At 47.7% G+C, this 25,051-nt stretch carries 24 protein-coding genes; all 24 read left to right on the plus strand.

Annotated elements, in window-relative coordinates:
* Nucleotides 1-10 precede the first annotated feature (10 nt).
* On the plus strand, nt 11-766 hold the full coding sequence (locus KNQ05_RS09475; protein ID WP_088836696.1) for a segregation/condensation protein A: 756 nt from the start codon (nt 11-13) through the stop codon (nt 764-766).
* Nucleotides 756-1,328 carry an SMC-Scp complex subunit ScpB gene (gene scpB / locus KNQ05_RS09480; RefSeq protein ID WP_029333173.1) on the plus strand — a complete coding sequence of 191 codons (573 nt, stop codon included), beginning with the start codon at nt 756-758 and terminating at the stop codon, nt 1,326-1,328. The genes KNQ05_RS09475 and scpB overlap by 11 nt, the downstream gene beginning before the upstream one ends.
* Nucleotides 1,328-2,089, plus strand: coding sequence for a pseudouridine synthase (locus KNQ05_RS09485; RefSeq protein ID WP_014969990.1), 762 nt, complete (start codon nt 1,328-1,330; stop codon nt 2,087-2,089). Before scpB ends, KNQ05_RS09485 begins: the two co-directional genes overlap by 1 nt.
* Before the next feature lie 126 nt (nt 2,090-2,215).
* Nucleotides 2,216-2,806, plus strand: a complete 591-nt coding sequence (locus KNQ05_RS09490; protein ID WP_029333174.1) for a redoxin domain-containing protein — start codon at nt 2,216-2,218, stop codon at nt 2,804-2,806.
* A gap of 21 nt (nt 2,807-2,827) precedes the next feature.
* Nucleotides 2,828-4,366 (plus strand): cytochrome c biogenesis protein ResB, encoded by a 1,539-nt coding sequence (resB, locus tag KNQ05_RS09495; protein WP_251131920.1) that lies wholly within the window; start codon nt 2,828-2,830, stop codon nt 4,364-4,366.
* A complete protein-coding gene (gene ccsB / locus KNQ05_RS09500) occupies nt 4,363-5,529 on the plus strand; it encodes a c-type cytochrome biogenesis protein CcsB (protein WP_088836698.1) in 1,167 nt (388 codons plus the stop codon). The genes resB and ccsB overlap by 4 nt, the downstream gene beginning before the upstream one ends.
* 221 nt (nt 5,530-5,750) lie before the next feature.
* Nucleotides 5,751-6,467 (plus strand): response regulator transcription factor, encoded by a 717-nt coding sequence (locus KNQ05_RS09505; protein ID WP_029333177.1) that lies wholly within the window; start codon nt 5,751-5,753, stop codon nt 6,465-6,467.
* 2 nt (nt 6,468-6,469) lie between these two features.
* A complete protein-coding gene (locus KNQ05_RS09510) occupies nt 6,470-8,197 on the plus strand; it encodes a sensor histidine kinase (protein WP_088838458.1) in 1,728 nt (575 codons plus the stop codon).
* Between the two features lie 31 nt (nt 8,198-8,228).
* The gene (locus KNQ05_RS09515) at nt 8,229-8,777 is read left to right on the plus strand and encodes a cob(I)yrinic acid a,c-diamide adenosyltransferase (RefSeq protein WP_088836700.1); all 549 of its coding nucleotides are present in this window, start codon (nt 8,229-8,231) and stop codon (nt 8,775-8,777) included.
* Entirely contained in the window at nt 8,778-10,031 is a 1,254-nt protein-coding gene (gene yfmF / locus KNQ05_RS09520) for an EF-P 5-aminopentanol modification-associated protein YfmF (RefSeq protein WP_088836701.1), read from the plus strand. It abuts the gene before it with no gap.
* Entirely contained in the window at nt 10,031-11,299 is a 1,269-nt protein-coding gene (gene yfmH, locus KNQ05_RS09525) for an EF-P 5-aminopentanol modification-associated protein YfmH (RefSeq protein ID WP_214805217.1), read from the plus strand. Before yfmF ends, yfmH begins: the two co-directional genes overlap by 1 nt.
* Before the next feature lie 3 nt (nt 11,300-11,302).
* The gene (ymfI, locus tag KNQ05_RS09530; protein WP_214765307.1) at nt 11,303-12,007 is read left to right on the plus strand and encodes an elongation factor P 5-aminopentanone reductase; all 705 of its coding nucleotides are present in this window, start codon (nt 11,303-11,305) and stop codon (nt 12,005-12,007) included.
* A gap of 93 nt (nt 12,008-12,100) precedes the next feature.
* Complete coding sequence (locus KNQ05_RS09535; RefSeq protein ID WP_029333182.1) at nt 12,101-12,880, plus strand: DUF3388 domain-containing protein; 780 nt, start codon at nt 12,101-12,103, stop codon at nt 12,878-12,880.
* Nucleotides 12,881-12,911: 31 nt separating this feature from the next.
* Nucleotides 12,912-13,808, plus strand: a complete 897-nt coding sequence (locus KNQ05_RS09540; protein WP_214765305.1) for a helix-turn-helix domain-containing protein — start codon at nt 12,912-12,914, stop codon at nt 13,806-13,808.
* Nucleotides 13,809-13,854: 46 nt separating this feature from the next.
* Entirely contained in the window at nt 13,855-14,433 is a 579-nt protein-coding gene (gene pgsA / locus KNQ05_RS09545) for a CDP-diacylglycerol--glycerol-3-phosphate 3-phosphatidyltransferase (protein WP_088836705.1), read from the plus strand.
* A gap of 70 nt (nt 14,434-14,503) precedes the next feature.
* Nucleotides 14,504-15,745: a competence/damage-inducible protein A gene (locus KNQ05_RS09550; protein ID WP_214805218.1), complete on the plus strand. Its 1,242-nt coding sequence runs from the start codon at nt 14,504-14,506 to the stop codon at nt 15,743-15,745.
* 103 nt (nt 15,746-15,848) lie between these two features.
* On the plus strand, nt 15,849-16,889 hold the full coding sequence (gene recA, locus KNQ05_RS09555; RefSeq protein ID WP_029333186.1) for a recombinase RecA: 1,041 nt from the start codon (nt 15,849-15,851) through the stop codon (nt 16,887-16,889).
* Nucleotides 16,890-17,158: 269 nt separating this feature from the next.
* On the plus strand, nt 17,159-18,721 hold the full coding sequence (gene rny, locus KNQ05_RS09560; protein WP_029333187.1) for a ribonuclease Y: 1,563 nt from the start codon (nt 17,159-17,161) through the stop codon (nt 18,719-18,721).
* A gap of 49 nt (nt 18,722-18,770) precedes the next feature.
* Nucleotides 18,771-19,565, plus strand: coding sequence for a TIGR00282 family metallophosphoesterase (locus tag KNQ05_RS09565; protein ID WP_088836707.1), 795 nt, complete (start codon nt 18,771-18,773; stop codon nt 19,563-19,565).
* A gap of 29 nt (nt 19,566-19,594) precedes the next feature.
* Complete coding sequence (locus KNQ05_RS09570) at nt 19,595-19,855, plus strand: stage V sporulation protein S (RefSeq protein WP_029333189.1); 261 nt, start codon at nt 19,595-19,597, stop codon at nt 19,853-19,855.
* 201 nt (nt 19,856-20,056) lie between these two features.
* Nucleotides 20,057-21,808, plus strand: coding sequence for a 2-oxoacid:acceptor oxidoreductase subunit alpha (locus KNQ05_RS09575; protein WP_214805220.1), 1,752 nt, complete (start codon nt 20,057-20,059; stop codon nt 21,806-21,808).
* Nucleotides 21,795-22,661 (plus strand): 2-oxoacid:ferredoxin oxidoreductase subunit beta, encoded by an 867-nt coding sequence (locus KNQ05_RS09580; protein ID WP_088836709.1) that lies wholly within the window; start codon nt 21,795-21,797, stop codon nt 22,659-22,661. The genes KNQ05_RS09575 and KNQ05_RS09580 overlap by 14 nt, the downstream gene beginning before the upstream one ends.
* Nucleotides 22,662-22,758: 97 nt before the next feature.
* The gene (gene tdh, locus KNQ05_RS09585; RefSeq protein WP_214771647.1) at nt 22,759-23,847 is read left to right on the plus strand and encodes an L-threonine 3-dehydrogenase; all 1,089 of its coding nucleotides are present in this window, start codon (nt 22,759-22,761) and stop codon (nt 23,845-23,847) included.
* Nucleotides 23,847-25,019, plus strand: coding sequence for a glycine C-acetyltransferase (locus tag KNQ05_RS09590; protein WP_214805222.1), 1,173 nt, complete (start codon nt 23,847-23,849; stop codon nt 25,017-25,019). Before tdh ends, KNQ05_RS09590 begins: the two co-directional genes overlap by 1 nt.
* The last annotated feature ends 32 nt before the right edge of the window (nt 25,020-25,051 follow it).

The raw sequence follows: 25,051 nt of genomic DNA on the forward strand, positions 1-25,051 counted from the left end.
AGGGAGAATCATGGAATCATATAGTGTGAAGATGGATGCGTTTGAAGGCCCTTTGGATTTACTGTTACACTTGATTGGGAAACTAGAAATCGACATTTACGATATTTCCGTCTCAATCGTGACGGATCAATATGTGTCCTATATTCGAGCTATGCAGCATCTTGAACTCGATGTTGCTAGTGAATATCTTGTCATGGCTGCGACGCTCTTGCAACTGAAAAGTAAACAGCTGTTACCGATTGAACAATCGGAGTTCGAGGAGGTTCCTGATTTTGATGAGGAGCCGACGCGAGAAGGTTTGATTCAACAATTGATTGAGTACAAAGCGTATAAGGAAGCAGCGGTTGTGTTGAAGGAAAAGGAAGAAGCACGACTCGAGCTTTTTTCAAAACAACCGGAAGACCTGTTGCGTTATCTGGATACAGAAACAAATGACTATAACGGAACGTTATCATTTAGTGATTTGTTGCGTGCCTATGAAAAAATGCGACAACGTGTTGCCTGGAAAGTGAGACGGTCGAAGACGGTCAAACGTGAGGAACGGACACTGGAGCAACAGATGGTTCATGTATCAGAATATGTACTGTCGCGAGAACGGACGACCTTTTTTGGCTTCTTTACGGAACAACCGACAGTCGAAGAACTTGTCGTCAGTTTTCTTGCTGTCCTTGAACTCGTTAAACAACGGGTTATTGCTTGCGAGCAGATGAACGACGATATTTTATTACGGACCTTGGCGAAGGAGGAGAATCCGATTGGCGTATGATCGAATCATTGAAAGTCTATTGTTTGTCGTCGGAGATGATGGCATCGATCCACGTGGCCTGAGCCAAGTGCTTGAAATCAGTGAAGCAGCAGCGCGCGAACAACTGCATGCGGTCCAGCAATTGTTTGAGTCGGAAGGACGTGTCCTTCAAATTGTTGAGTCCGGTGGCGTCTTTAAGATGGTGACACGAAAAGAGATGTCACCGTACGTTCAAGCCTACGCGGGATCACTCGCGGAAGACAGTTTGTCTCGTGCTGCGATGGAGACGCTCGTCATCATCGCCTACAAGCAGCCTGTCACGCGTGCAGACATCGAAGTCATTCGCGGCGTCAAGACCGAGCGTGTCATTCATACGCTCAGTGCAAAAGGGTTAATTGAAGAAGCTGGACGCGCGAAAGGCGTCGGGCGAGCTAAATTGTATAAAACGACCGATCATTTCTTGGACCATTTTGGTCTCAATAGTATCGAGGAGTTACCTCCGCTCGAATTCGAAGAAACGTTCGAAGCGGATGGCGATCTATTTTTCAGGAATGAACCGTCACTAGAGGAGAGAATAAATTAATGGAACGTCTACAAAAAATTATCGCACAAGCTGGTGTCGCATCACGACGCAAAGCAGAAGAATTAATTACAGAAGGTCGCGTCAAGGTCAACGGAAAAGTCATCACAGAGCTTGGAACGAAAGTCGGCGGACGTGCTGAAGTCGAAGTCGACGGCGTCAAGCTCGAACGGGAAGAGCATGTCTACTATATGCTGTATAAGCCGACAGGTGTCGTCTCGACGGTTGAAGATGATAAGGGACGTAAAACGGTTGTTGATCTTGTGCCGCCGGGCCATCGTGTTTTCCCGGTCGGTCGTCTTGACTACAATACGAGCGGCTTACTTTTATTGACGAATGACGGTGAATTTTCAAACCTCTTACTGCACCCGAAATACAAAGTACCGAAGCGTTACATCGTTAAAATCAAAGGCGTGCCGGATTATTACCACGTCAAAGGTCTGGAAAAGGGGGTCGTCTTACCGGACGGATTCAAGACAGGCAAAGCACGCGTCGAAATGCGTGATGTCGACAAGAAAAAGAATACGGCAATCCTCGAGATGGTCATCTACGAAGGACATAACCGTCAAGTCCGTCAGATGGTCGAAACACTCGGCGCAGAAGTCATCAAGTTGAAGCGGGAGCAATTCGGATTCTTGACGTTAGCTGGACTCACTTCAGGAGACTGGCGTGAACTTTCAAAAAAAGAAGTCAATCAATTGCGTGAGCTAGCGGATCCCGTCGCGCCACCTACGAAAAGACGTAAGAACACAAAAAAACGTTAATTTGTAAAGCGGAAAGCTCATCCTATAGGTTGAGTTTTCTTTTTTTGTGACAAAACAATTAACGTATTTCACATTGTCTCAACATTTAAGCGATTTCAAGTACAATATGGGTGGAGGCGGTATAACATGAAAAAAACGAAGCAAAACCCGGAAGAGCGGCTCGAAGCCGCTAAACAAAAAAAGAAGAAACGCTCATTCTGGCGACTGATGATCATGACGATCGTCTTGTTTGCTGGTGCGGTCGTCATCATGCAGTTCGTCGATCAAGCGACACGGGATAAAAATGGTCGTGTCATGGCGGGAGACGATGCACCTGGCTTTACGCTCGTCGACTTGTATGGTGAGAAACAACACTCGATGGATGAGTATGCTGGAAAAGGACTCTTGCTTAATTTTTGGGGCACGTTTTGTGAACCGTGTAAAAAAGAGATGCCATTAATTAACGACAACTACAGCATGATGCAAGATGAAAATGTCAATTTTGTAGCCGTCAATGTCGGCGAAACACCGGTTCGCGTCTCGAGCTTCATCAAGGAAATTGGTGGAACGGACTATCCGATTTTGATGGATACGAACAGTTCCGTCGAGAAAGCGTACGGCATTTATAACTTACCGGTCACATTCATCATTAATAAAGAAGGCGAAGTCGTCGAAAAGTATGAGGGTGAAATTGATCAGGCAAAGTTGGAAGAAATGATTAAAAAAGCAAACGAGTAACGCATCGAGGGGGAATTGATGATGCAGGAATATAAGCAACTGGACATGCGTTATGAAGAAGCAGAGCTTCGTTCAAAACGAAAAAAACAGTCGTGGATTGACCGAACATGGACATTCTTCTCTTCCGTTAAAGTCGGACTGTGGTTGATTGGCTTAATCATTCTCGCAAGTGGTGTCGGGACGATTTTCCCGCAGGAAATGTATATCCCGCAAGCGACACCGCCAGAAGAATTTTATGGTAAGGAATACGGTACGGCAGGCGATATCTACTATGCATTAGGATTTCATAATCTCTTTGAATCGTGGTGGTACATCGGACTGATCACCTTATTACTTTTATCTATCATCATCGTATCGATCGACCGCTTCTTCCCGCTCTATCGAGCGTTGAAGAAACAACCGGTCATCCAGTCTGACCGTTTTATGGGCGGTCAGCGATTTGGCGCTGAGACGGCTGGAACGGTAAAACAAATTGACGCGATTGAGCCGTTGTTAAAAAAGAAAGGCTATAAAATCCGTCGACAGGACGGCGCTTTATTAGCAGAAAAACAACGGTTTGGACGTTGGGGTCCATACATCAATCACATCGGACTCGTCTTATTCTTTGGTGGCGCGATGTTACGGATTGTACCAGGGATGCATGAAGATGAGTTGCTGTGGCTTCGTGAAGGTGAAACGTTGCCGATCGAAGCGACGGACAACGAGTATTACCTTGAAAACAATGCCTTCAATATCGAATTTTATGACCCGGAAAAGGTCGACGCGAAATTCAGTGAAGCGTTGAAACGAGCGGGTGGTAGTGTTCCGAAAAACTACGATACGAAAATGACGTTGTATAAAAAGACGGGCATGACGGATGATTTTAAACCGGAACTTGAAAAAGTGAAATCTGGTGAAACGGCCGTTAACAAACCGTTTGAATTCGAAAACTACCAAGTCTTCCAGGAACAATATGCGGCAGATCCTGAATTCAAAACGATGTCGTTTAATATCGAAAATCAAAAAACCGGAAAAGTTGTCGATACGATTGAAGTCGATTTACGCAACCCGGACTCGACGTATGAATTGAAGGATGGGTACGAAGTCGAGTTAAAAGACTTTTTACCGGACTTCGTCGTCAAAGACGGAAAACCGACGACAAATTCTTCACGGCCGGTCAATCCGGCATTCGTCTTTAACATCAAGTCACCGGAGCACCCGGAAGGCGAACGGAGTCTGATCGGGATTAAGCTCAATGTCGGCGGGGACGAAAATCAATACAAGATGGGCTTTGCCGGGACTGAACTGTCGAACATCTCGGGAGTGCGGATTAAAAAAGATTTGACGCTGCCGTTCCTGTTCGTCGGTGGAGTAATCTTTATGGCGGGTCTGCTCATCGGCATGTACTGGCCGCATCGTCGCCTTTGGATTAGAGAAACAAACGGTCGGATTAACATTGCCGGCTTTACGAACAAGAATGCGTTAGGGCTTCAAAAAGAAGCCAATCTCGCCTTGACAGAAGTAGGTCTTCCTCAACTAGAAGACCGGCAGAAGTTGCGGGAAGAGGGGGAATCAGAATGAATTTGCTTAACTTGAGTGGGAATTTACTGCTGACATCGTTTATCTTGTATCTCATCAGTACCGGATTTTTTGCGGTTGCGACGAGTGGGAAAAAGGGACCGAGCCGGTCAGGTAAGATTGCCTTTACGCTCGCGATTATTGGATTTGCGACACAACTTGGTTATTTCTTTACACGCTGGGCAGGAGCGGGGCACGTTCCTGTGTCGAACTTATATGAATATACGACATTCTTCGGGATGATGATGGTTCTTGGTTTCCTGATTGTCTACGGGATTTACCGGAACAACGTTTTAGGATTAGTCGCGATGCCGATCGCTTTGCTCGTCATCGCCTATGCGTCGATGTTCCCGGATGAGGTCCAACCACTCATTCCGGCACTTCAAAGTGTCTGGTTGAAAATTCACGTCACGACAGCTGCACTTGGCGAAGGAATCCTCGCGGTCAGCTTTGCGACAGGATTACTTTACCTGATTCACGCAACAGATTTCAGAAAAGAATCAAAAACACGGACGTGGCTTGAAGTCGTCATGTTTTCGTTAACATGCGTGGTCGGTTATATTCTTGTCGGATTGTTATTTAACGCGCTTTCGACGAATGCGACGATTGAATATGTTGCGAAAAACGGCGCGACGATGCAACACGACTATACGATGCCCGTGTTGACTGGTCCGGAAGGCGGAAAAGTCATTTCGGGATCGGGCGCAGTCGTCGAACTGCCGAACTTCTTGAACGCGAACAAAGTCAATACAGTTCTTTGGTCACTGATCGGTGGTCTTGTCTTGTACGTACTCCTTCGATTTGTCATCTTACGGAAGCGTCTTGCGGAAAGCTTAAAACCGATCGCCCGTAAAATCGACTTAGAAACAGCAGATGAAATCAGCTATCGTGCAATTGCGATCGGCTTACCGGTCTTCATCCTGGGCGGTTTGATTTTTGCGATGATTTGGGCGCAGATGGCATGGAGCCGCTATTGGGGCTGGGACCCGAAAGAGGTTTGGGCATTGATTACGGCGTTATTTTACGTCTTCTACCTGCACATGCGCATTCAGCGTGGCTGGATCGGTAAAAAATCAGCCTGGTTATGTGTCGGTGGGTTTGGGGTCATCATGTTCAACCTGGTGTTCGTCAACCTCGTTGTCGCAGGTCTTCATTCTTACGCCTGACTAAAAAATGAAACAGGGAGTCACCGATCGATGAATGACATCGATTGGTGACTCCCTTTCTTCGTCCAGGCATCAAATATTTGATTTTAAAGGAAACATGAAATGAATCAATCACCCTTTTCTGTCTAACCGGTTAGGGAAGTTTTTTCTTTTTGTTTCATAGTATACTAAAAGAGTAGTAGGATAGAGAAGAGAGACTAGTTTATGGGAGGAATCAACCGATGTCAGAAGAAGCTCGTATTTTAGTCGTCGATGATGAAGAACGGATTCGACGCTTATTAAAGATGTACCTCGAACGGGAGAACTTTACGATTGAGGAAGCAGACAACGGCGAGATGGCGCTCGAAATGGCGCTTGAAACGGAATATGATGTCATTCTACTTGATTTGATGATGCCGAAGCTCGATGGTATGCAGGTCTGTGAAGAGTTGCGCAAAACAAAAGCGACGCCGATTGTCATGTTGACGGCAAAAGGGGAAGAAACGAATCGTGTTCATGGTTTTGAAATGGGAGCGGACGATTATATCGTTAAACCGTTCAGTCCACGCGAAGTCGTGCTTCGGGTCAAGGCCATTCTGCGACGTGCCAGCGCAACGAAGTTCTTGCATACGGATGCAAAAACGAAAGATGTTATCGTCTTCCCGCATCTGACGATTGATAATGATGCCCACCGCGTGACGGTCGAAGGGCAAGAAGTCAACTTGACGCCAAAAGAATATGAATTGCTCTACTTCCTCGCGAAGCAGACGGATAAAGTCTTTTCACGGGAACAGTTATTAAAAGAGGTCTGGAATTATGAATTCTTTGGTGATTTGCGGACGGTCGACACACACGTTAAACGATTGCGGGAAAAACTAAACCGCTTGTCACCGAACGCGGCTCAGATGATCACGACAGTCTGGGGTGTCGGTTACAAATTCGAGAATAGTCCTGCTTGACGATGAAGTGGTTACAGAGTGTCGTCATCAAATTATGGGGAACGATTTTACTGCTCGTTTCTGTCGTTTTAATTGCTTTGACGATTTTGTTGCTCGAATTTTTTAACTCGTTTCACATTGAACAAGAACGAGGACATCTCGCGAAGCTAGGTCAACAAGTCGAGACCGTTTTCCAAGCGCACGATGGGCTAGAGGAAGGGTCGGCGACCGCCGTCGAAATTACGGATATTTACGGGGCGACGTTGATTGCGACAACGAAGGACGAAACGATTCAAACGAATATTTCAGAGGAAAAGGCACGACGTATGATTAAGGAGCTCGAGCGTCAGAACTGGAAAGCAGTTGACGGTGAAGAGGGCGAGACGGCGATTGGGAACTATGAAGTATTCAATGGCAAGGCAGCACTCGCCTATCGTGCCCCGCTCGTCACATCAAGTGAGGCGGGAACGACGTATTTAATTGAAGAACTGACGAACATCGAACAGGCGAATGAAGGCGCGAGGCAGATCATTCAACTCTGTGTCCTGCTTGCGATCATCGGGACAACCGTATTCGCCTTCTTCCTCTCGACGCGCATTACGGCGCCGTTGCGGACGATTCGTCAAGCTGTCGTCGAAGCCGGAGAAGGAAAGTTCGACCAAAGTCTGACGCAACGTTCACGCGATGAAATCGGGGATTTGGCGTTGGCATTCAATGAAATGAGCAGCCAATTGAATCAATATGTCACGGATCTCGATAAAGAACGACATCTGTTGTCATCCATTTTACGCTGTATGGCAGATGGCGTCTTGACGTTCTCTGATTCCGGGGAGTTGCTCGCGACAAATCCGCCGGCAGAAGATTTTTTGGCAGGGGCACCGGTTCCGGAAGAACTGATTGATTTGTTCAAGACCGTCATGCGGACAGAGACAGAAATGACCGTTTCCTTTGAACGGGAAGGTCGTTATTACATCATTATCGTCAGTCCGTTACTTGAGCACGAAGAGCAGATTGGTGCTGTCGCCGTTTTACGTGACATGACAGAAGCGCAGCAGCTCGAGAAGATGCGCGCCGACTTCGTTGCGAACGTCAGTCATGAATTGCGGACACCGCTCGTCATGCTCCAAGGGTACTCGGAAGCTATCGTCGACGGGATGACGGAAAGCGATGAAGCGACAAAAGAATTTGCTTCAATCATTTATGATGAGTCGCAACGTCTATCGCGTCTCGTCAATGATTTACTCGATCTTGCCCGAATGGAGGCAGGTCATCAAGAGTTACGGATTGAACCGATGGAAGCAGTCCCGTTTGCAAAACGGATGATTAAAAAATTCAAGCAAATGGGGCGCGACAAACGTGTATCGTTTGACGTCGTCGGACCGAACGTCGAGTTCGAGGCGGATCCCGATCAAATGGAGCAAGTGTTGACGAACTTACTCGGCAATGCGCTTCGTTACACCGAGGATGGTCAAATCGAGATTAACATTACGGAAGATAGGGAAAACATATTCCTATCCGTGATTGATTCCGGTACAGGAATTCCGGAAGAAGATGTGCCGTTCGTTTTTGATCGTTTCTATAAGGCGGACAAAGCAAGGACGCGTGGCAAGACAGGGACAGGGATCGGTCTCGCGATTGTCGTGAACGTTGTCCGATCCCATGAAGGGGAGGTCGAAGTCGAGAGCCAGCTCGGCGAAGGCTCGACATTCCGAATTCGATTACCGAAAAAACAAAGGAAGCGAACTCTCTGATTCGCTTCCTTTCGCTATAGGAGTGAGAAAAATGAAGATTTATACAAAAACCGGGGATTCAGGGGAAACATCGCTCGTCGGTGGCCGCGTTAAAAAAAATGATGTGCAAATCGATTTGATGGGTGAACTGGATGAACTGAACAGCTTCGTCGGCCTCGCACGGACAAAAGCAACTTCGATTGAAGTAAAAGAACAATTGATTGTCATTCAACATGCCTTGTTTGATTGTGGGAGCGACTTAATGTACGTCGAACAAAAAGAATCCCGCTTGAGTCAAACTGCGACAGAAAATCTCGAGAGTTGGATTGATAGTTTAACGGAATTATCTCCCCCGCTCGATAAGTTTATCTTGCCAGGCGGAACGGAAGCGGCGGCAAGCCTACATGTTGCGCGAACGATTTGTCGACGGATTGAACGTTCGATGGTCGATGTCGCTCAAGCCCGTCACCTCTTGCCATTCATCAACCGACTGAGTGACTTTTTCTTTGCCGCAGCGCGTTATGAGAATGCAGTCAATCAAACAGCAGATATTGAATACCTTCGCAGTGCACATGTGTTTAAACGAAAGGATGGAGAGTAAATGAGTCAGTCATTCGAAACGTGGAAAAAAGAGGGGACGACGTACCATCTCGTCCCGACCGATAAATTCAAGACAACGACCGTACTCGTCACATTTTCTGCACCACTTGAAGAAAAAACGCTGACGAGCCGGGCGATCTTACCGTACATCATGGAAAAATCGACAGCGGCCTATCCATCGATGAAGGCGCTACGTGAACCACTCGAAACCTTATATGATGCGGGACTTTATGCAGATGCTTCGAAATTCGGCGAAGAGCATGTTATTTCATTCCAGCTCGACGTCGTCCGAGGTGATCTCGTACGGCATGAGACGTTGCTTGAAGAGGCGCTTGATTTGCTCGAACAAATGATTTTCTATCCTGATTTAACCGAAGGCGGCTTCCGTGAACAGTTCGTCAAACAGGAAAAACGTCTCCATGCGTTACGGATCAGCTCACTTTATGATGATAAAATGCGTTTTGCCCAGCAGCGTCTTCTTGAGTTAATGGCCCCTGGAGAAGCCGTTTCACTGTCGTCACTCGGTACGCTCGAAGGATTAGAGGCAATTACAACATCCTCCTTGCGCGATACATATCGGTCGATGATTGAAAACGACCGGATCGATGTTTTCGTCGTCGGTCATGTGACGCGTGATGAAATGGAAGAGGCATTATCCTTCTTGCCTTCGCACAGTGAAAAAACGAGTCATTATATCCCGGCCTTGAAACAAGTCGCCGGTGTGAAGCGTTCATCAGAGACACAACCAATCAAACAAGGAAAGTTACATTTAGGCTACCGTGTTGCAGTCGATCCGACATCTGCTGATTCGATTCGGATGCAAATCGTCAACGGTCTTTTTGGTGGATTTCCCCATTCGAAATTGTTCATGAATGTCCGGGAAAAAGAAAGTCTCGCGTATTATGCAGCATCGCGTTATGCGGCGTTGAATGGTGCATTATATGTCTACTCCGGTGTCGAAACTCAAAAAGCGGAACGGGCAGAAACAATCATCAAGGAACAGCTTGTCGATTTGAAAGCCGGGAACTTTACGGCTGAAGAGTTGACGCAAACGAAAGCGATGCTCATCAATGCGCGTCGTCAAATTCTCGATCAACCCGGACAATTGATTGGCTGGTTGAACGGATCGAAAATGCGTGGATTGACGCTAGAAGATGAAATTCATATCATCGAGACGGCGACGCGTGAAGATGTCGTCCGTCTAGCCGCTAAAATCGAATTAGAGGCAGTCTATTTATTGCGAGGTGAAGAATAATGGAACAGTTAACGTATCATGATACAGACGAAACGGTATTTTTCGAACAATTAGACAATGGCTTGTCTGTTTATTTACTTCAGAAAAAAGGTTATGAAAAAACGTATGCGACGTTTACGACCCGCTATGGTTCAATCGACAATCGTTTCAAAAAAGGTGAGGACTGGGTGAGCGTACCGGACGGGATTGCCCACTTTCTCGAGCATAAAATGTTTGAGTCGTTGCAAGGGGACGTCTTCCAAGAATTTGGTCGTCTCGGTGCATCAGCGAACGCCTTTACATCATTCTCACTGACAGCGTATTTGTTCTCTGCGACATCGCTGATCGAGCAAAATCTCGAAACATTGATTGATTTCGTTCAAGATCCTTACTTTACACCGGAGAGTGTCGAGAAGGAAAAAGGCATCATTACGCAAGAAATTCAGATGTACCAAGATAATCCCGGATGGCGTCTATTTTTTGGACTCATCGAATCGATGTACGCGAATCACCCGGTTCGGATTGACATCGCAGGTACACCGGAGTCGATTGACAAGATTACAGCCGATGATTTGTATACGTGTTACCGGACATTCTATCATCCGTCAAACATGGTTTTGTTTGTCGTCGGAAACATCAATCCTGCGGAAACGCTTGAGTTGATCAAACAAAATCAAGCGAAAAAAGATTATACAGACCGTCCGGCAATCGAACGCGATTACGGCGTTGAACCAAAAGAAGTCGCACGTCCGCGATTCGAACTCGAGCTCGACGTCAAGACACCGAAAGTCTTGATTGGATATAAGGATGAATCACTTCGCGGCGAAGAACAAGTCCGCCGAGAAATGACGAGTGAGTTACTCCTACATCTCCTGTTTGATCAAACCTCGTCGACGTATCTCGACTTGTATGAAGAAGGATTGATTGACGATACATTCAGTTTTGATTATTCGAGCGAAGAAGAATTTGCTTTTGCGACATTCGGGATGGAAACGGAAGATCCGGAACGTTTCATCGCAGCGTATGAGGAGCTTCTTACAAAGCGTCCCTCGTTCAGCGAGACGGAAGTCGTCCGGAAGCGGAATATGATGCAAGGGAAATTCTTACGGGCATTGAATTCGCCGGAATTTATCGCCAATCAGTTTTCACGTCATGCTTTAGCGGACACGAACATGTTTGCATTGCCGACACTGATTGCTTCGATTACGAAAGAGGAAATTGAAGCACGTTTTGACGAATTGTTTGCGCTTGAGAACCGAGCGATTTCAATCGTCAAACCATATGTCTAACCGATGCGGATTTTTATTACAGGTGCCAGTGGTGCCATCGGTCTAGCGACAGCGAGACGCCTGGCAGCAGCCGGACATGAACTTGTCTTGCATACACATCAACGCCGAAACGAGCTTGAGCAATTTGTACAGGAGTTGCCTGTGACGACTGAAATCGTCGCAGGCGATTTGTCGAATCGGGAAAAGATTGCCTCTCTTTGTGAGGGTTTGCCACCAGTCGATGGTTTCGTCCATATCGCCGGGACGAGCTTTAGTGGACTGTTAATCGATCAATCGACGAACTCAATTGAATCGATGATGACCTTGCACGTCGAATCGCTCATTCGCATCAGTCAGTTCTTGACACATAAGAAACCATTCTCCGCACCGTTGTCGATCGTTGTCGTCAGCAGTGTCTTAGGCGAGTTCGGCGTAGCCGGGGAAGTCGTTTATTCGAGCTGTAAGGCGGCACAACTTGGTTTCGTAAAAGCCTATAGCAAAGAACTAGGCGCAATGAACGGACGAATCAATGCTGTCACGCCTGGTTGGATTGATACGCCGATGAATGCCGTTTTTTCGAAGGAAGATCGCGAACAAGCCTTAGCGGAGATTCCGGCTGGTCGGTTCGGGACGGAAGAAGAAGTAGCCTCGGCTATCACATTTTTAATGGGGGAAGAGGCTGGATATATCTCGGGAGCCATTTTAAAAATTGATGGCGCGTGGATGTGATCGCTTGAGAATTGAGCGAGGAATGCTTTTCATTTTTCAAAAAATCATTTAACATGAGGAATGGATAACCGTATAGACGAGGAGGGCTAGCGAGTGGGTGAATTCGAACAGTGGTATCTTGAGTACGAATTGAATGTCGATCGTCCGGGGGTGCTAGGAGATATTGCCTCACTTATGGGGATGCTGCATATCTCGATTGTCACGATCAATGGTGTTGATCGTGAGCGCCGCGGCATGTTACTTCAAACGAAACAGCCTGATCAAATACCGCGACTCGCAGCCATCTTAAAGACGATGTCGACGATTGAAATCGTCAAACTCCGGAAGCCGAAGTTGCGTGACCGGATTGCGATTCGTCATGGTCGTTATATCGACCATAGTAGTGATGAATTAAAAACATTCCGTTTTGTTCGAGAAGACTTAGGGATTCTCGTCGATTTCATGGCTGAACTATGTAAGCAGGATGGGCATCTGCTGATTGGTGTCCGTGGCATGCCGCGGGTCGGGAAAACAGAATCAATCGTCGCAGCAAGTGTCAGTGCAAATAAGAAATGGTTGTTCTTATCGTCGACTTTAATCAAACAAACAGTCAGAACTTCGTTATTTGACGATGAACGGACGGGCGACTACGTCTACATCATCGATGCCCTTGTGTCCCAACGGCACTTCGATGAGCGTCATTGGCAAATTTTACGTGAAGTCATGCGTTTGCCAGCGACGAAAATCGTCGAACATCCGGATGCGTTCGTTAAGTCGAGTGAATACACGTGGGATGATTTCGATTACATCATTGAATTACGCAACACGACCGAAGAAATCATCGTGACCGAACCTCCACGTGCACTTGGCGGAAATGAATGGTTCAATTTTTAAATAAGTAATGAAAATGGAAGGTGTGTTACCGATGACCGAGCTCGGAACCTACTTAAAAGAACAACGTGAGACATTAGGCGTTTCGCTAGAACAAATTCAAAGCACGACTAAAATTCAAAAGCGCTATATCGTCGCGATTGAAGAAGGTGCCTACGATCAATTGCCCGGTGCTTTTTATGCACGTGCTTTCATCAAAACGTATGCCGAAGCACTCGGTCTGGACGTAGACGAAGTGTTTGAGACGTATAAACGAGACTTGCCGGAACCTGAAGCACAACCGGTCGTCGAGTTGTCACGACGCGCAACCTATTCGAAGTCGACGGCTCCGAAAAAGAGTGTTGCCAAACGGTGGATTCCAAACATCATTATCATCCTGTTAATCTTTGCGATTGGTGTCGCACTTTACTATGCGTTGCAAAATTTCCTCGATTCGAGTGATAAAGCCAATACGACAGCACCGAAACAGAGTGATGTGACGATTGATGAAGGAGACGCTCCGAGTCAGGAGACGGATGTTCCGGCAACGGAAGAGCCGGAAGAAGAACCAAAAGAAGAAGTGACAGAAGAACCGAAAGAGAAAGTCAAGAAGCCACTAGTGGCGAAAACGACCTCTGGGCAAGATATCACATATGAAGTACCGGCGGATAAAACGATGGATGTCTCGATCAGCATCAAAAAAGATGCATCGCCGTCACCGTTTGTCGGAGTACGTGATACATCGCTTGAAGGAGAGGCGCTCGCGCCAGACCATATCAATGCGTCCGATCCGAACCCGGTCGTCGTCAAAGATGCGAAAACAGATTTGATTCGGATTCGCATCGGTTCAATTAAAGGCATCGATAAAATCGTCGTCAATGATCAGGAGCTTAAACTTAACCGTTCGCTCCTCGTTCAAAATATTTACTTGAAGAAAGTAGCTACGCCGTAAGACGGCATAGCTACTGATCTTACATAAAAAGGAGGAGGATACCAGAATGAACTTGCCTAATCAATTGACGGTATTACGTGTCTTGTTAATTCCTGTCTTTGTCGCAGTACTCGCCATCGACCCAAACTGGGGTCAATGGGACGTTCTCGGTGCCGAACTTCCGGTTTCTCACTTTGTTGCGGCGATGATTTTTTCAGTTGCTGCCATCACGGACTGGTTGGATGGTTACTTGGCACGTAAAAATAAGTTAGTCACGAATTTCGGAAAGTTTATGGATCCACTCGCTGATAAGATGTTAGTCGCAGCTGCACTCGTTTACCTTGTAGAGCTCGATTTCGTTGCAGCTTGGGTCGTCGTCATCATTCTATGCCGTGAGTTTGCCGTGACAGGGCTTCGTCTTGTCGCATCAGACGAAGGAATCGTCTTAGCAGCCGGAAACTCAGGCAAGGCGAAGACATGGGTTCAACTGACGTCAATCATCGCTTTCTTGCTTCACGATATCGGATTCGCATTACTCAATATCCCGTTTGCTGAAATTACGATGTGGCTGGCGTTAATCTTAACGATTTACTCAGGCGTTGAGTATTTCTCAAAAAACATTAAATTAATCACGAAATCGATGTAACTTATCTCAAACAAGGCTGTTCGCTAAATCGGACAGTCTTTTTATATACTTTTGAAAGCGGGGAATGAAGATGAAAGCAGAAATCATAGCAGTCGGAAGTGAACTATTATTAGGAGAAATCGCCAATACGAATGCACAGTACCTCTCGGAATGGCTCGCGAGTTGCGGCATCGATGTCCATTATCATAGTGTCGTCGGCGATAATGAGGCGCGGATGACGGACGTCTTCAAACAGGCGCAAGCACGTGCCGACCTCCTCGTCATCACGGGGGGACTTGGGCCGACGGAAGATGATTTGACGAAAGAAGTGCTCGCTAAGCTGCTTGGACGTCGTTTGCAAGTTGACGAAGTCGCGTACAGCCGGATTGAAGGTTTTTTGAAAACACGTGGTCGCATGATGACGGATAATGAAAAAAAACAGGCGCTGGTCATTGAAGGGGCGGATGTCCTTTCGAACGGTGCGGGTCTCGCGCCAGGGATGTCGCTGAAGACGGCTGACCACCAATATATCTTATTACCAGGTGTCCCGCGGGAAATGAAGCAAATCATCGCCGATCATTTTGATCATTTGTTTGGACAGGAAACCATCAAATCGAGAACACTTCGCTTTTTCGGAATCGGGGAATCGGCACTGAACGACCGATTGACCGATTTGATTCGTTCCTCACAAAATCCATCGATCGCACCGTATGCGGAACTTGCTGAAGTACGGTTACGTTTGACGGCGAAAGCCGCGCAGGAACAAGTTGCCATCGAGATGCTTGACGAACTCGAACAACTTGTCCTTGCGGAAGTCGAGGAGTACTTTTATGGCTATGGTGAAACGAGTTTACCGGAAGTCGTCTTACGGACTTGTGAAGAGGCAGGCGTGACGCTTGCGGCAGCGGAATCTTTAACAGGAGGAGCTTTTGCGAGCGGTTTGACTGACATTGCGGGAGCAAGCAACAGCTTTCGTGGAGGTGCCGTCGTTTATGACGATGCAGCGAAGCGTAACCTGTTAAGCGTTAGCGAAACCTTGCTGCGCGAACAAACGGCCGTCAGCGCTGACGTCGCGATTGCGATGGCTGAAGGAGCGAGACGTCTCTATCAATCGAATCTTGCTATTGCGTTGACAGGGGAAGCGGGACCGACGAGTAATAGTGGAAAAGCAGTCGGAACGGTCTATTGCGCCCTAGCAACACCGGACGGAACGGAGGTCGTTGAATTTACCTACCCAGCATTCGACCGTGGTATGATTAGATTACGTTCTGTAAAAGATGCGTACTTCCTTCTGTTGAAATACCTTAAGAAAATTGCCGTTCAACCGAAATAAGAATAATTCCAAGTATGCGAATAAATGTTCGTAAAAAGCTTGTCATTCGGTCTCAAAAGAAGTACAATAATCTCAGTAAGATAAATAGAAGGAGGCCTGCTACGTGAGTGATCGTAAAGCAGCACTTGAAATGGCATTACGCCAGATAGAGAAGCAATTTGGTAAAGGTTCAATCATGAAATTAGGTGAAAATGCAGACCAAAAGGTATCTGTTATTTCTTCTGGATCAATCACATTAGATATAGCTCTCGGTGCAGGTGGATATCCACGTGGACGGGTAATCGAAGTATACGGTCCAGAATCTTCTGGTAAAACGACTGTTGCGCTCCACGCGATTGCAGCAGTACAAAAACAAGGCGGTCAGGCAGCGTTCATCGACGCAGAGCATGCGTTAGATCCAGCCTACGCCAATAAACTTGGTGTCGACATTGATGAGTTATTGTTATCACAACCGGATACAGGGGAGCAGGCACTTGAAATCGCTGAAGCCCTCGTCCGTTCAGGTGCAGTAGACGTGCTCGTCGTCGACTCGGTTGCAGCGCTCGTACCAAAAGCTGAAATCGAAGGCGAAATGGGTGATTCCCACGTAGGTCTTCAAGCACGTTTGATGAGTCAGGCATTACGTAAGTTGTCTGGTGCAACAAACAAATCGAAGACGATTGTCATCTTCATCAACCAAATCCGTGAAAAAATCGGTGTCATGTTCGGGAACCCAGAAACGACTCCAGGTGGACGTGCCTTGAAATTCTACTCGTCTGTTCGACTTGAAGTTCGTCGTGCGGAAGCATTGAAGAATGGAACGGATATCGTTGGGAATAAAACAAAAATCAAAGTCGTTAAAAATAAAATTGCACCACCATTCAAACAAGCAGAAGTTGATATCATGTATGGTCTCGGGATTTCTAAAGTCGGTGAGTTAATCGACATCGGGACGGATCTCGATATCGTTCAAAAAAGTGGTGCATGGTACTCTTATAATTCAGAACGTCTCGGTCAAGGACGTGAAAACGCGAAACAATACATGGTCGAGCATCCTGAGGTCGCTGAGGAAGTCGAACGTTTGATTCGTGAACACCACGGTCTTGTTGAACGTGCACTTGATGCGGAAGTAGAAGAAGAAACAGAAGATCTATTCGCAGAATAATATAGAGGCGGTTCCTTCTTGAAGGTGAATCGAACAATCGATAACGTTTACTCGCTGGAGTGAACGTTATCTTTTTTTAGATTTTTCGTTGAAGTTACCTCGATTCAAGGTGTTTTTTGTTGAAAAGAGGAAAACAAAGGAATTCTTTCCCGCCCGTTCGTTGACAATGAACGAGTGCTATCCTTACAATATAGATGTACGTTTTTTAGACAGCTTCGATGAAAAACCGAAATGAACTAAGAAACACCTTGCAAAGGGGAGGTGAACCCATGGATACAATAACTTGGATTATCATACTTCTCCTCACTTTGCTCATCGCATTCATCGTAGGCTACTTCTTGCGGAAATCGATTGCTGAAGCAAAGATTCAAGGCGCGGAAACCGAAGCGACAAAAATCGTCGAACGGGCACAAGTGTCAGCGGAAGCAACGAAAAAAGAAGCATTACTCGAAGCGAAAGACGAAGCTTTTAAACTTCGCAATGAAGTAGAAAAAGAACTTCGTGAACGTCGTCAAGAGCTAACAAAACAAGAAGCCCGCTTGCTCCAAAAAGAAGAGACTCTCGATCGCCGTGTCGACTCAATCGACCGAAAGGAAGATCAAATCAACACACGAGACGCTGAGATCGCGAAGCGGAAGCAACAAGCTGAAGCGTTAGAACGCAAAGTTGAGGATCTGTATGAAGAAGGTCGCCAAGAGCTCGTACGTGTTGCGAATCTTTCGCAAGACGAAGCGCGCGCTATCATCATGGATGAGACAAAACAAGCTGCGCTGCATGATGCGGCAATGCTACAAAAAGAAATCGAACAAAAAGCAAAAGAAGAAGCCGACAAGAAAGCACGTAACATCTTGTCCCTCGCGATTCAACGGTTCGCCGCTGAACATATCGCTGAGACGACGGTATCTGTCGTCAACCTACCGAATGATGAGATGAAGGGTCGAATCATCGGTCGTGAAGGTCGTAACATTCGGACACTTGAAACGTTAACGGGAATCGATTTAATCATCGATGATACACCGGAAGCTGTTATCTTGTCTGGATTTGATCCAATTCGTCGTGAAGTGGCGAAGATGGCGCTTGAAAAGCTTGTCCAAGACGGTCGAATTCATCCGGCACGGATTGAAGAGATGGTCGACAAATCACGTCGCGAAGTCGATGAGCGAATTCGCGAAATCGGAGAAGAAGCGACATATGATGTCGGGATTCATGGAATCCACCCGGATCTCGTCAAGATTCTCGGTCGCTTGAAATACCGGACGAGTTACGGACAAAACGTCTTGTTCCACTCACTTGAAGTCGCGCATCTTGCGGGAATGATGGCAGCGGAACTTGGCGAAGATGTCACGCTTGCGAAACGGGCAGGTCTCCTGCACGATATCGGAAAAGCGATTGACCATGAAGTGGAAGGAAGTCATGTTGAGATTGGTGTCGAGCTCGGTACGAAGTACAAAGAGCATCCGACAGTCATCAATGCGATTGCTTCTCACCATGGTGATACGGAAGCGACTTCGGTCATCTCCGTCCTTGTCGCGGCAGCAGACGCACTGTCAGCAGCACGTCCAGGTGCACGACAAGAAACGCTTGAAAGTTACATTCGACGCCTCGAACGTTTGGAAGAAATTTCAGAATCATTCGATGGTGTTGAAAAATCATTTGCGATTCAAGCCGGTCGTGAAGTTCGGATTATCGTCCGTCCTGACGTTGTCGATGATGTCTTAGCACACAAGATGGCGAGTGATATCCGGAAGAAAATCGAAGAAGAACTCGATTATCCGGGTCATATCAAGGTCACGGTCATTCGGGAAACACGAGCAGTCGAATACGCAAAATAAGCAAAGTGGCGGGCGACCGCCACTTTTTTAATGTATTGGAGGAATTAGCATGAAGATTTTATTTATCGGAGACGTCGTTGGCGCACCAGGTCGACACATCTTACAACAATTTACGGCACGTCTGAAGTCGAAGTACAATCCAACCGTCATGCTCGTCAACGGTGAAAATGCAGCACACGGTCGTGGCATCACGAAATCGATTTATCACCAATTACTCGAACTTGGTTTCCACGGTGTCACGATGGGAAATCATACGTTTGACAATCGGGACATTTTCGACTGGATTGATGACGCTGACCGGATTGTCCGTCCAGCAAACTATCCGGAAGGAACACCAGGTCGTGGCATGATGGTCTTAAAGGTCGGGAATAAAAAGATTGCCGTCATCAACGTCCAAGGAACGGTCTTCTTGCCAGCACTCGGAGATCCTTTCCGGACTGTTGACGCGTTGATTGCGGAAGTCGAAGGGGAAGTCGATGCGATTTTCGTTGACGTCCATGCGGAAGCAACGAGTGAAAAAATCGCGATGGGTTATCATCTTGACGGACGTGTTCAAGCGGTCGTCGGAACCCACACGCACGTCCAAACTGCCGACGAACGTGTGCTTGACGGTGGAACAGCTTACATCACGGATGTCGGCATGACAGGTCCACTGGACGGTGTCCTCGGGATGCGTAAAGATGATGTCTTACGAAAATTTAAGACACAGCTTCCAACTCGGTTTGAAGTTGCGGAAGGACGGGAACAATTAAATGGAGTCTTGATTCATATCGATGATGCGACGAAAAAAGCAACGAAGATTGAACGGATTCATTTGACGGATCAATCGATATTCTTTGATTAAGTGTCATTTTTGATTGGGAGGTACATTGCATGGACGCCCTGAAAGTATCAGCTAAATCGAATCCGAACGCCGTCGCAGGAGCGATTGCGGGCGTGCTTCGAGAGAAAGGTTCTGTCGAGATTCAGGCTATCGGTGCGGGTGCACTCAATCAATCCATTAAGGCGGTCGCGATTGCGCGAGGATTCGTTGCGCCGGCTGGCATGGATTTAATCTGTATCCCAGCCTTTACCGACATCATGATTGATGGCGAAGAACGGACTGCAATTAAACTCATCGTTGAACCACGCTAAGATCGTTCGGACATAGGTCCTAAATACACGTGATCATCTACTCGGCTAGAGTAGATGGTCTTTTTGTCGTGACGAAAATCAAAAAAACGAACGGATTTCCGGGGGAGGATTGTACAAGTATCTGTAAATCGGTATCATGAGGGAGGATAGTAAAGTAAGACGCTTCCATCATTTCAGGGGACAGAGAAGGAGCGAACGTCGATGTACAATCAATTATCATGGAAAGTAGGCGGACAGCAGGGGGAGGGAATCGAATCGACAGGTGAGATTTTTGCGATTGCCCTCAACCGTCTTGGTTATTATTTATATGGATATCGTCACTTTTCTTCACGCATTAAAGGTGGACATACAAACAATAAGATTCGTGTGGCGACACATGAAGTTCGGACCGTCGCGGACGATCTCGATATTTTAGTGGCATTTGATCAAGAGACGATCGATGTCAATTTCCACGAGTTACGCCAGGGGGCAATCATCATTGCCGACGCAAAGTTCAAGCCGACGAATCCGGATGCTTCGCGTGCCGATCTCTATCCGATTGCGTTTACGGAAATCGCAGCGGGTCTTGGAACCGCACTGATGAAAAACATGGTCGCGATCGGTGCTTCAAGTGCGATTCTCGGAATTGATCCAGAACGGTTTGAAGCCGTCGTCGAACAAATTTTTGGTCGCAAAGGTCCGGAGATGGTCGCAAAGAACTTATCGGCGATTCGGGAAGGAGCAGCTGCTTTTGAAGAGATGGCACTCCATGCCGAGCGGTTCATCCTGGAACCGGCCGACGGGAAGCAACGCATGTTCATGATTGGCAACGATGCGATTGCCCTTGGTGCCGTGACAGGGGGAGCCCGCTTGATGGCGGCTTACCCGATTACACCATCGTCAGAAATCATGGAGTACTTAATCAAGAAATTACCACAGTTCGGGGGAACGGTCGTTCAGACAGAGGATGAACTGGCAGCTGTCACGATGGCGATCGGCGCGAACTATGCCGGTGTCCGTGCCTTGACGGCGTCAGCTGGACCAGGACTGTCGTTGATGGCGGAAGCCATCGGGTTATCCGGGATGACGGAAACACCACTCGTCATCATCGATACACAACGAGGAGGACCGTCAACGGGACTCCCGACGAAACAAGAACAATCGGACTTGATGGCGATGATTTACAGTACGCATGGCGAGATTCCGAAAGTCGTCCTTGCACCGTCGACGGTCGAAGAAGCGTTTTATGATGCGGCGGAAGCCTTTAATATTGCGGAAGAGTACCAATGTCCGGTCATCCTTTTGACCGACTTGATGTTATCGCTCGGAAAACAATCGGTCGAACCGCTCGACTTAGAACGTGTCGAAATCCGACGCGGAAAATTACTGCAAGGCGACTTACCGGAACTTGCCGGGAAAGACTACTTCAAACGGTATGAAGTGACGGAAGACGGGATCAGTCCGCGTGTCGTCCCGGGAATGAAACACGGGATTCATCACGTGACGGGCGTCGAACATAACGAAGAAGGACGTCCCTCGGAAGCAACGAAGAACCGGGTCGATCAAATGACGAAACGTTTACGCAAACTCAATCAATTCCGTCTAGCAGACGCTGTCCTTGTGACGGAACAGCATCAGACACCAGACATCCTGTTCGTCGGCTTCAATTCGACGCGCGGGACGATTGAAGAAGTGATGCCACGTCTAGAGCATGCAGGGATGAAGGTCGATCACTTGCATATTCGTCAAATGCACCCGTTCCCGAGTGAACTCGTCCGGCCACATCTTGAGCGGGCGAAAAAAGTCGTCGTCGTCGAATACAATGCGACCGGTCAACTCGCGAAACTGATTCAGATGAACTGTGGGTTCGCAGACAAGATTGAACATATCTTGAAATTCAACGGTGATCCGTTCTATCCGGCAGAAGTCGTAGAACAGGTAGTAGCAGGAGGCGTTTTTAATGGCAACCTTTAAAGATTTTCGAAATGATGTCAAACCGAACTGGTGTCCGGGATGTGGTGACTTCTCAATTCAAGCAGCGATTCAACGTGCCGTCGCGAACGTCGGTCTTGAGCCGGAAGAACTGGCTTTGATTTCTGGAATCGGCTGTTCCGGCCGCATTTCTGGTTATATCAACACCTATGGTTTTCATGGTGTCCACGGTCGTTCGCTACCAATCGCCCAAGGCGTCAAGATGGCAAACCGGGAATTGACAGTCATCGCGTCCGGCGGGGACGGCGACGGATTTGCGATCGGGATGGGGCATACGGTTCATGCGTTCAAACGAAATGTCGACATGACGTACATCGTCATGGACAATCAAATCTACGGCTTGACGAAGGGGCAAACATCACCGACGTCAGCTCCCGGATTCAAGACGAAGTCGACACCGAAGGGATCGATTGAGAAGAGCATTTCACCGGTCGAGCTTGCTTTGACTGCCGGCGCGACGTTCGTCGCCCAAAGTTTCTCGAACGACTTGAAAGGATTGACGCGGCTGATTGAACAGGCGACGGAACATAAAGGGTTTGCCTTCATCAATGTCTTCAGTCCTTGCGTGACGTTTAACAAGGTCAACACGTACGATTGGTTCAAACAAAATCTGACGAAGCTGGACGAGATTGAGGGGTATGATGCAACAAATCTCGATACAGCGAAACGCGTCGTCCATGAGCACGACGGACTCGTCATGGGTCTGATTTATCAAGATGATTCGCGGCTCGACTATCAGTCACAAATCGATGGGTATGATGAGACGGGACTGACGTTTGCCGATCTTGAAATGAATGAAGAAACATTTAACCAACTCGCTGCGGAATTCATGTAAAATAGAGTCGAATGATGGTTTGGTTTTTGGGGATGCTAAACATTTGGTCATTACCGATTAGAGAAACAGGTAAGACCCATGAAGGAGTCGGGGAAATATGACAAAATTAGTGACGATGGAAGAACAGACGACGCAAACGAAAACGATGCGGGCACTCGTCAAAGAAGAGCGTGGTTTTGGAGCGGTCTTGAAAGAAGTCGAGGTTCCTGTCCCGGGACGCGGTGAAGTATTGATTCGCGTTGAAGCGACTTCGATTTGCGGGACAGACGTCCACATTTACGAATGGGATGCCTGGGCCGCGTCTCGTGTCAATCCGCCATACGTGTTCGGACATGAGTTTTCGGGAGAAGTCGTCGAACTCGGCGAAGGGACAAAACGTTTGAAGCTTGGGGATCATGTCTCGGCTGAGACGCATATCGTCTGTCATCAATGTAAACAGTGTTTACGGGGACAGTATCATATTTGTAAAAACACGAAAATCATCGGTGTCGATACGCAAGGCTGTTTTGCCGAGTACGTCGTCATGCCGGAAGAAAACCTCTGGGTCAATCCGGAAGAAATGCCGGCAAGCATCGCGTCGATTCAAGAACCGATGGGAAATGCCGTCCACACGGTACTTGCAAGCGACGTCAGTGCCAAGACGGTCGCCATCGTCGGCTGTGGTCCAATCGGTTTGATGGCCGTTTCGGTCGCGAAAGCGGCAGGGGCAGCGGAAGTCGTCGCGATTGATGTCAATCCGTATCGGTTAGAGCTTGCGAAGACGATGGGCGCAGATGTCGTCCTTGATTCACGCCATGATGATGTCATCGAACGGATCATGATGATGACGGATGGCGACGGAATCGATGTCGTCTGCGAGATGAGTGGTCATCCGGTCGCGATCAGTCAAGCCTTTGAAATGGTGACGGCAGGCGGAGATGTCAACATCTTAAGTCTGCCCGTCAAACCGGTTGAAATCGACTTGACGAACCATGTCGTCTTTAAAGGGGTCCGCGTCCAAGGAATCACGGGGCGGAAGATGTACGAGACATGGAGCCAAGTATCAGCCTTTCTTTCAAGCGGCAAGGTCGATGTCAAGCCGTTAATCACACATACATTACCGCTCGAACGATTTGAAGAAGGCTTCGAATTGATGCGCCAAGGGAAATGTGGCAAAGTTGTACTACAACCAAGGGGGACGAATTAATGGGTTTCGAACACTTACGGACAGAATTAGAGGAAATGAAAGCGGCGGGGACATTCCGCAAGCTCGTACCACTCGAAAGTGCACAACACAATCGTGTGACGATTGATGGAAAAGAACTGATTCAGCTATCTTCAAACAATTATCTCGGACTCGCAGCGCACCCGCGCCTCGCAAAACGGGCAGCGGATGCAGCGCTTGAATTCGGTGCTGGGACAGGATCGGTCCGGACGATTGCGGGAACACTCGAAATGCATGAAGCGTTCGAACAAGAACTCGCAACATTCAAACATACGGAAGCAGCACTCGTCTTCCAGTCAGGTTTTGCGACGAACCTCGGTGTCTTGTCGGCACTGCTCGGACCAGAGGATGTCGTCATTTCCGATGCCCTTAATCATGCTTCGATTATCGATGGGATTCGCTTGACGAAAGCGAAACGCCGCATTTACAAACACGTCGACTTAGCTGATCTTGAAGCAGCGCTCCAAGAGACGCAAGACGCACGGACACGACTCGTCGTCACGGACGGCGTCTTCTCAATGGACGGTAACATCGCACCACTTCCGGAAATCGTCGAACTCGCAGAAAAGTACGATGCGCTTGTCATGGTCGATGACGCGCATGCCTCAGGCGTTTTAGGAAAAAGTGGTCGCGGGACGGTCAACCACTTTGGGCTTGACGGTCGTGTCGCCCTCCAAGTCGGTACCTTGTCGAAAGCAATTGGTGTCCTTGGCGGGTATGTCGCGTGTGAACAGCATGTTAAAGATTACTTAATCCATAAAGGGCGCCCGTTCCTCTTCTCGACGTCACATCCGCCGGCAGTCGTCGAAGCAAATCGGGAAGCACTGCGGGTAATGGAAGAAGAGACGGAACTGTTCGATCGTCTTTGGGAAAACACAGAGTTCTTTAAACAAGGACTACGAAATCTTGGCTTTAACATCGGGACATCGACGACGCCAATCACACCGGTCATCGTCGGGGACGAAGCGCTTTGTCATAAGTTATCCGATCAACTGCGTGCTCACGGCGTCTTCGCGCAAGGAATTGCCTTCCCGACCGTTGCCAAAGGGAAAGCACGTGTTCGGACAATCGTTACGGCAGAGCATACGCGTGGCGATTTAGAACAAGCAATTGAAGCCTTCAAACAAGTCGGACAAGAATTAAACTTGATTTAACAGGATAGAAAAACAGCCGATGATTGATTCGG

This window comes from Exiguobacterium sp. s125, assembly GCF_018618605.1.
GTDB lineage: Bacteria > Bacillota > Bacilli > Exiguobacteriales > Exiguobacteriaceae > Exiguobacterium_A > Exiguobacterium_A oxidotolerans.

Bases quoted from the DNA above. Each gene is read 5' to 3' on its own strand.
- yfmH (WP_214805217.1), top strand. From the start codon at position 10,031: ATGGAACAGTTAACGTATCATGATACAGACGAAACGGTATTTTTCGAA.
- rny (WP_029333187.1), top strand. From the start codon at position 17,159: ATGGATACAATAACTTGGATTATCATACTTCTCCTCACTTTGCTCATC.
- pgsA (WP_088836705.1), top strand. From the start codon at position 13,855: ATGAACTTGCCTAATCAATTGACGGTATTACGTGTCTTGTTAATTCCT.
- KNQ05_RS09540 (WP_214765305.1), top strand. From the start codon at position 12,912: ATGACCGAGCTCGGAACCTACTTAAAAGAACAACGTGAGACATTAGGC.
- KNQ05_RS09515 (WP_088836700.1), top strand. From the start codon at position 8,229: ATGAAGATTTATACAAAAACCGGGGATTCAGGGGAAACATCGCTCGTC.
- KNQ05_RS09565 (WP_088836707.1), top strand. From the start codon at position 18,771: ATGAAGATTTTATTTATCGGAGACGTCGTTGGCGCACCAGGTCGACAC.
- KNQ05_RS09570 (WP_029333189.1), top strand. From the start codon at position 19,595: ATGGACGCCCTGAAAGTATCAGCTAAATCGAATCCGAACGCCGTCGCA.
- KNQ05_RS09505 (WP_029333177.1), top strand. From the start codon at position 5,751: ATGTCAGAAGAAGCTCGTATTTTAGTCGTCGATGATGAAGAACGGATT.
- resB (WP_251131920.1), top strand. From the start codon at position 2,828: ATGCAGGAATATAAGCAACTGGACATGCGTTATGAAGAAGCAGAGCTT.
- KNQ05_RS09490 (WP_029333174.1), top strand. From the start codon at position 2,216: ATGAAAAAAACGAAGCAAAACCCGGAAGAGCGGCTCGAAGCCGCTAAA.
- KNQ05_RS09485 (WP_014969990.1), top strand. From the start codon at position 1,328: ATGGAACGTCTACAAAAAATTATCGCACAAGCTGGTGTCGCATCACGA.
- ymfI (WP_214765307.1), top strand. From the start codon at position 11,303: ATGCGGATTTTTATTACAGGTGCCAGTGGTGCCATCGGTCTAGCGACA.
- KNQ05_RS09575 (WP_214805220.1), top strand. From the start codon at position 20,057: ATGTACAATCAATTATCATGGAAAGTAGGCGGACAGCAGGGGGAGGGA.
- KNQ05_RS09475 (WP_088836696.1), top strand. From the start codon at position 11: ATGGAATCATATAGTGTGAAGATGGATGCGTTTGAAGGCCCTTTGGAT.
- tdh (WP_214771647.1), top strand. From the start codon at position 22,759: ATGACAAAATTAGTGACGATGGAAGAACAGACGACGCAAACGAAAACG.
- KNQ05_RS09510 (WP_088838458.1), top strand. From the start codon at position 6,470: ATGAAGTGGTTACAGAGTGTCGTCATCAAATTATGGGGAACGATTTTA.
- yfmF (WP_088836701.1), top strand. From the start codon at position 8,778: ATGAGTCAGTCATTCGAAACGTGGAAAAAAGAGGGGACGACGTACCAT.
- KNQ05_RS09580 (WP_088836709.1), top strand. From the start codon at position 21,795: ATGGCAACCTTTAAAGATTTTCGAAATGATGTCAAACCGAACTGGTGT.
- KNQ05_RS09550 (WP_214805218.1), top strand. From the start codon at position 14,504: ATGAAAGCAGAAATCATAGCAGTCGGAAGTGAACTATTATTAGGAGAA.
- ccsB (WP_088836698.1), top strand. From the start codon at position 4,363: ATGAATTTGCTTAACTTGAGTGGGAATTTACTGCTGACATCGTTTATC.
- KNQ05_RS09590 (WP_214805222.1), top strand. From the start codon at position 23,847: ATGGGTTTCGAACACTTACGGACAGAATTAGAGGAAATGAAAGCGGCG.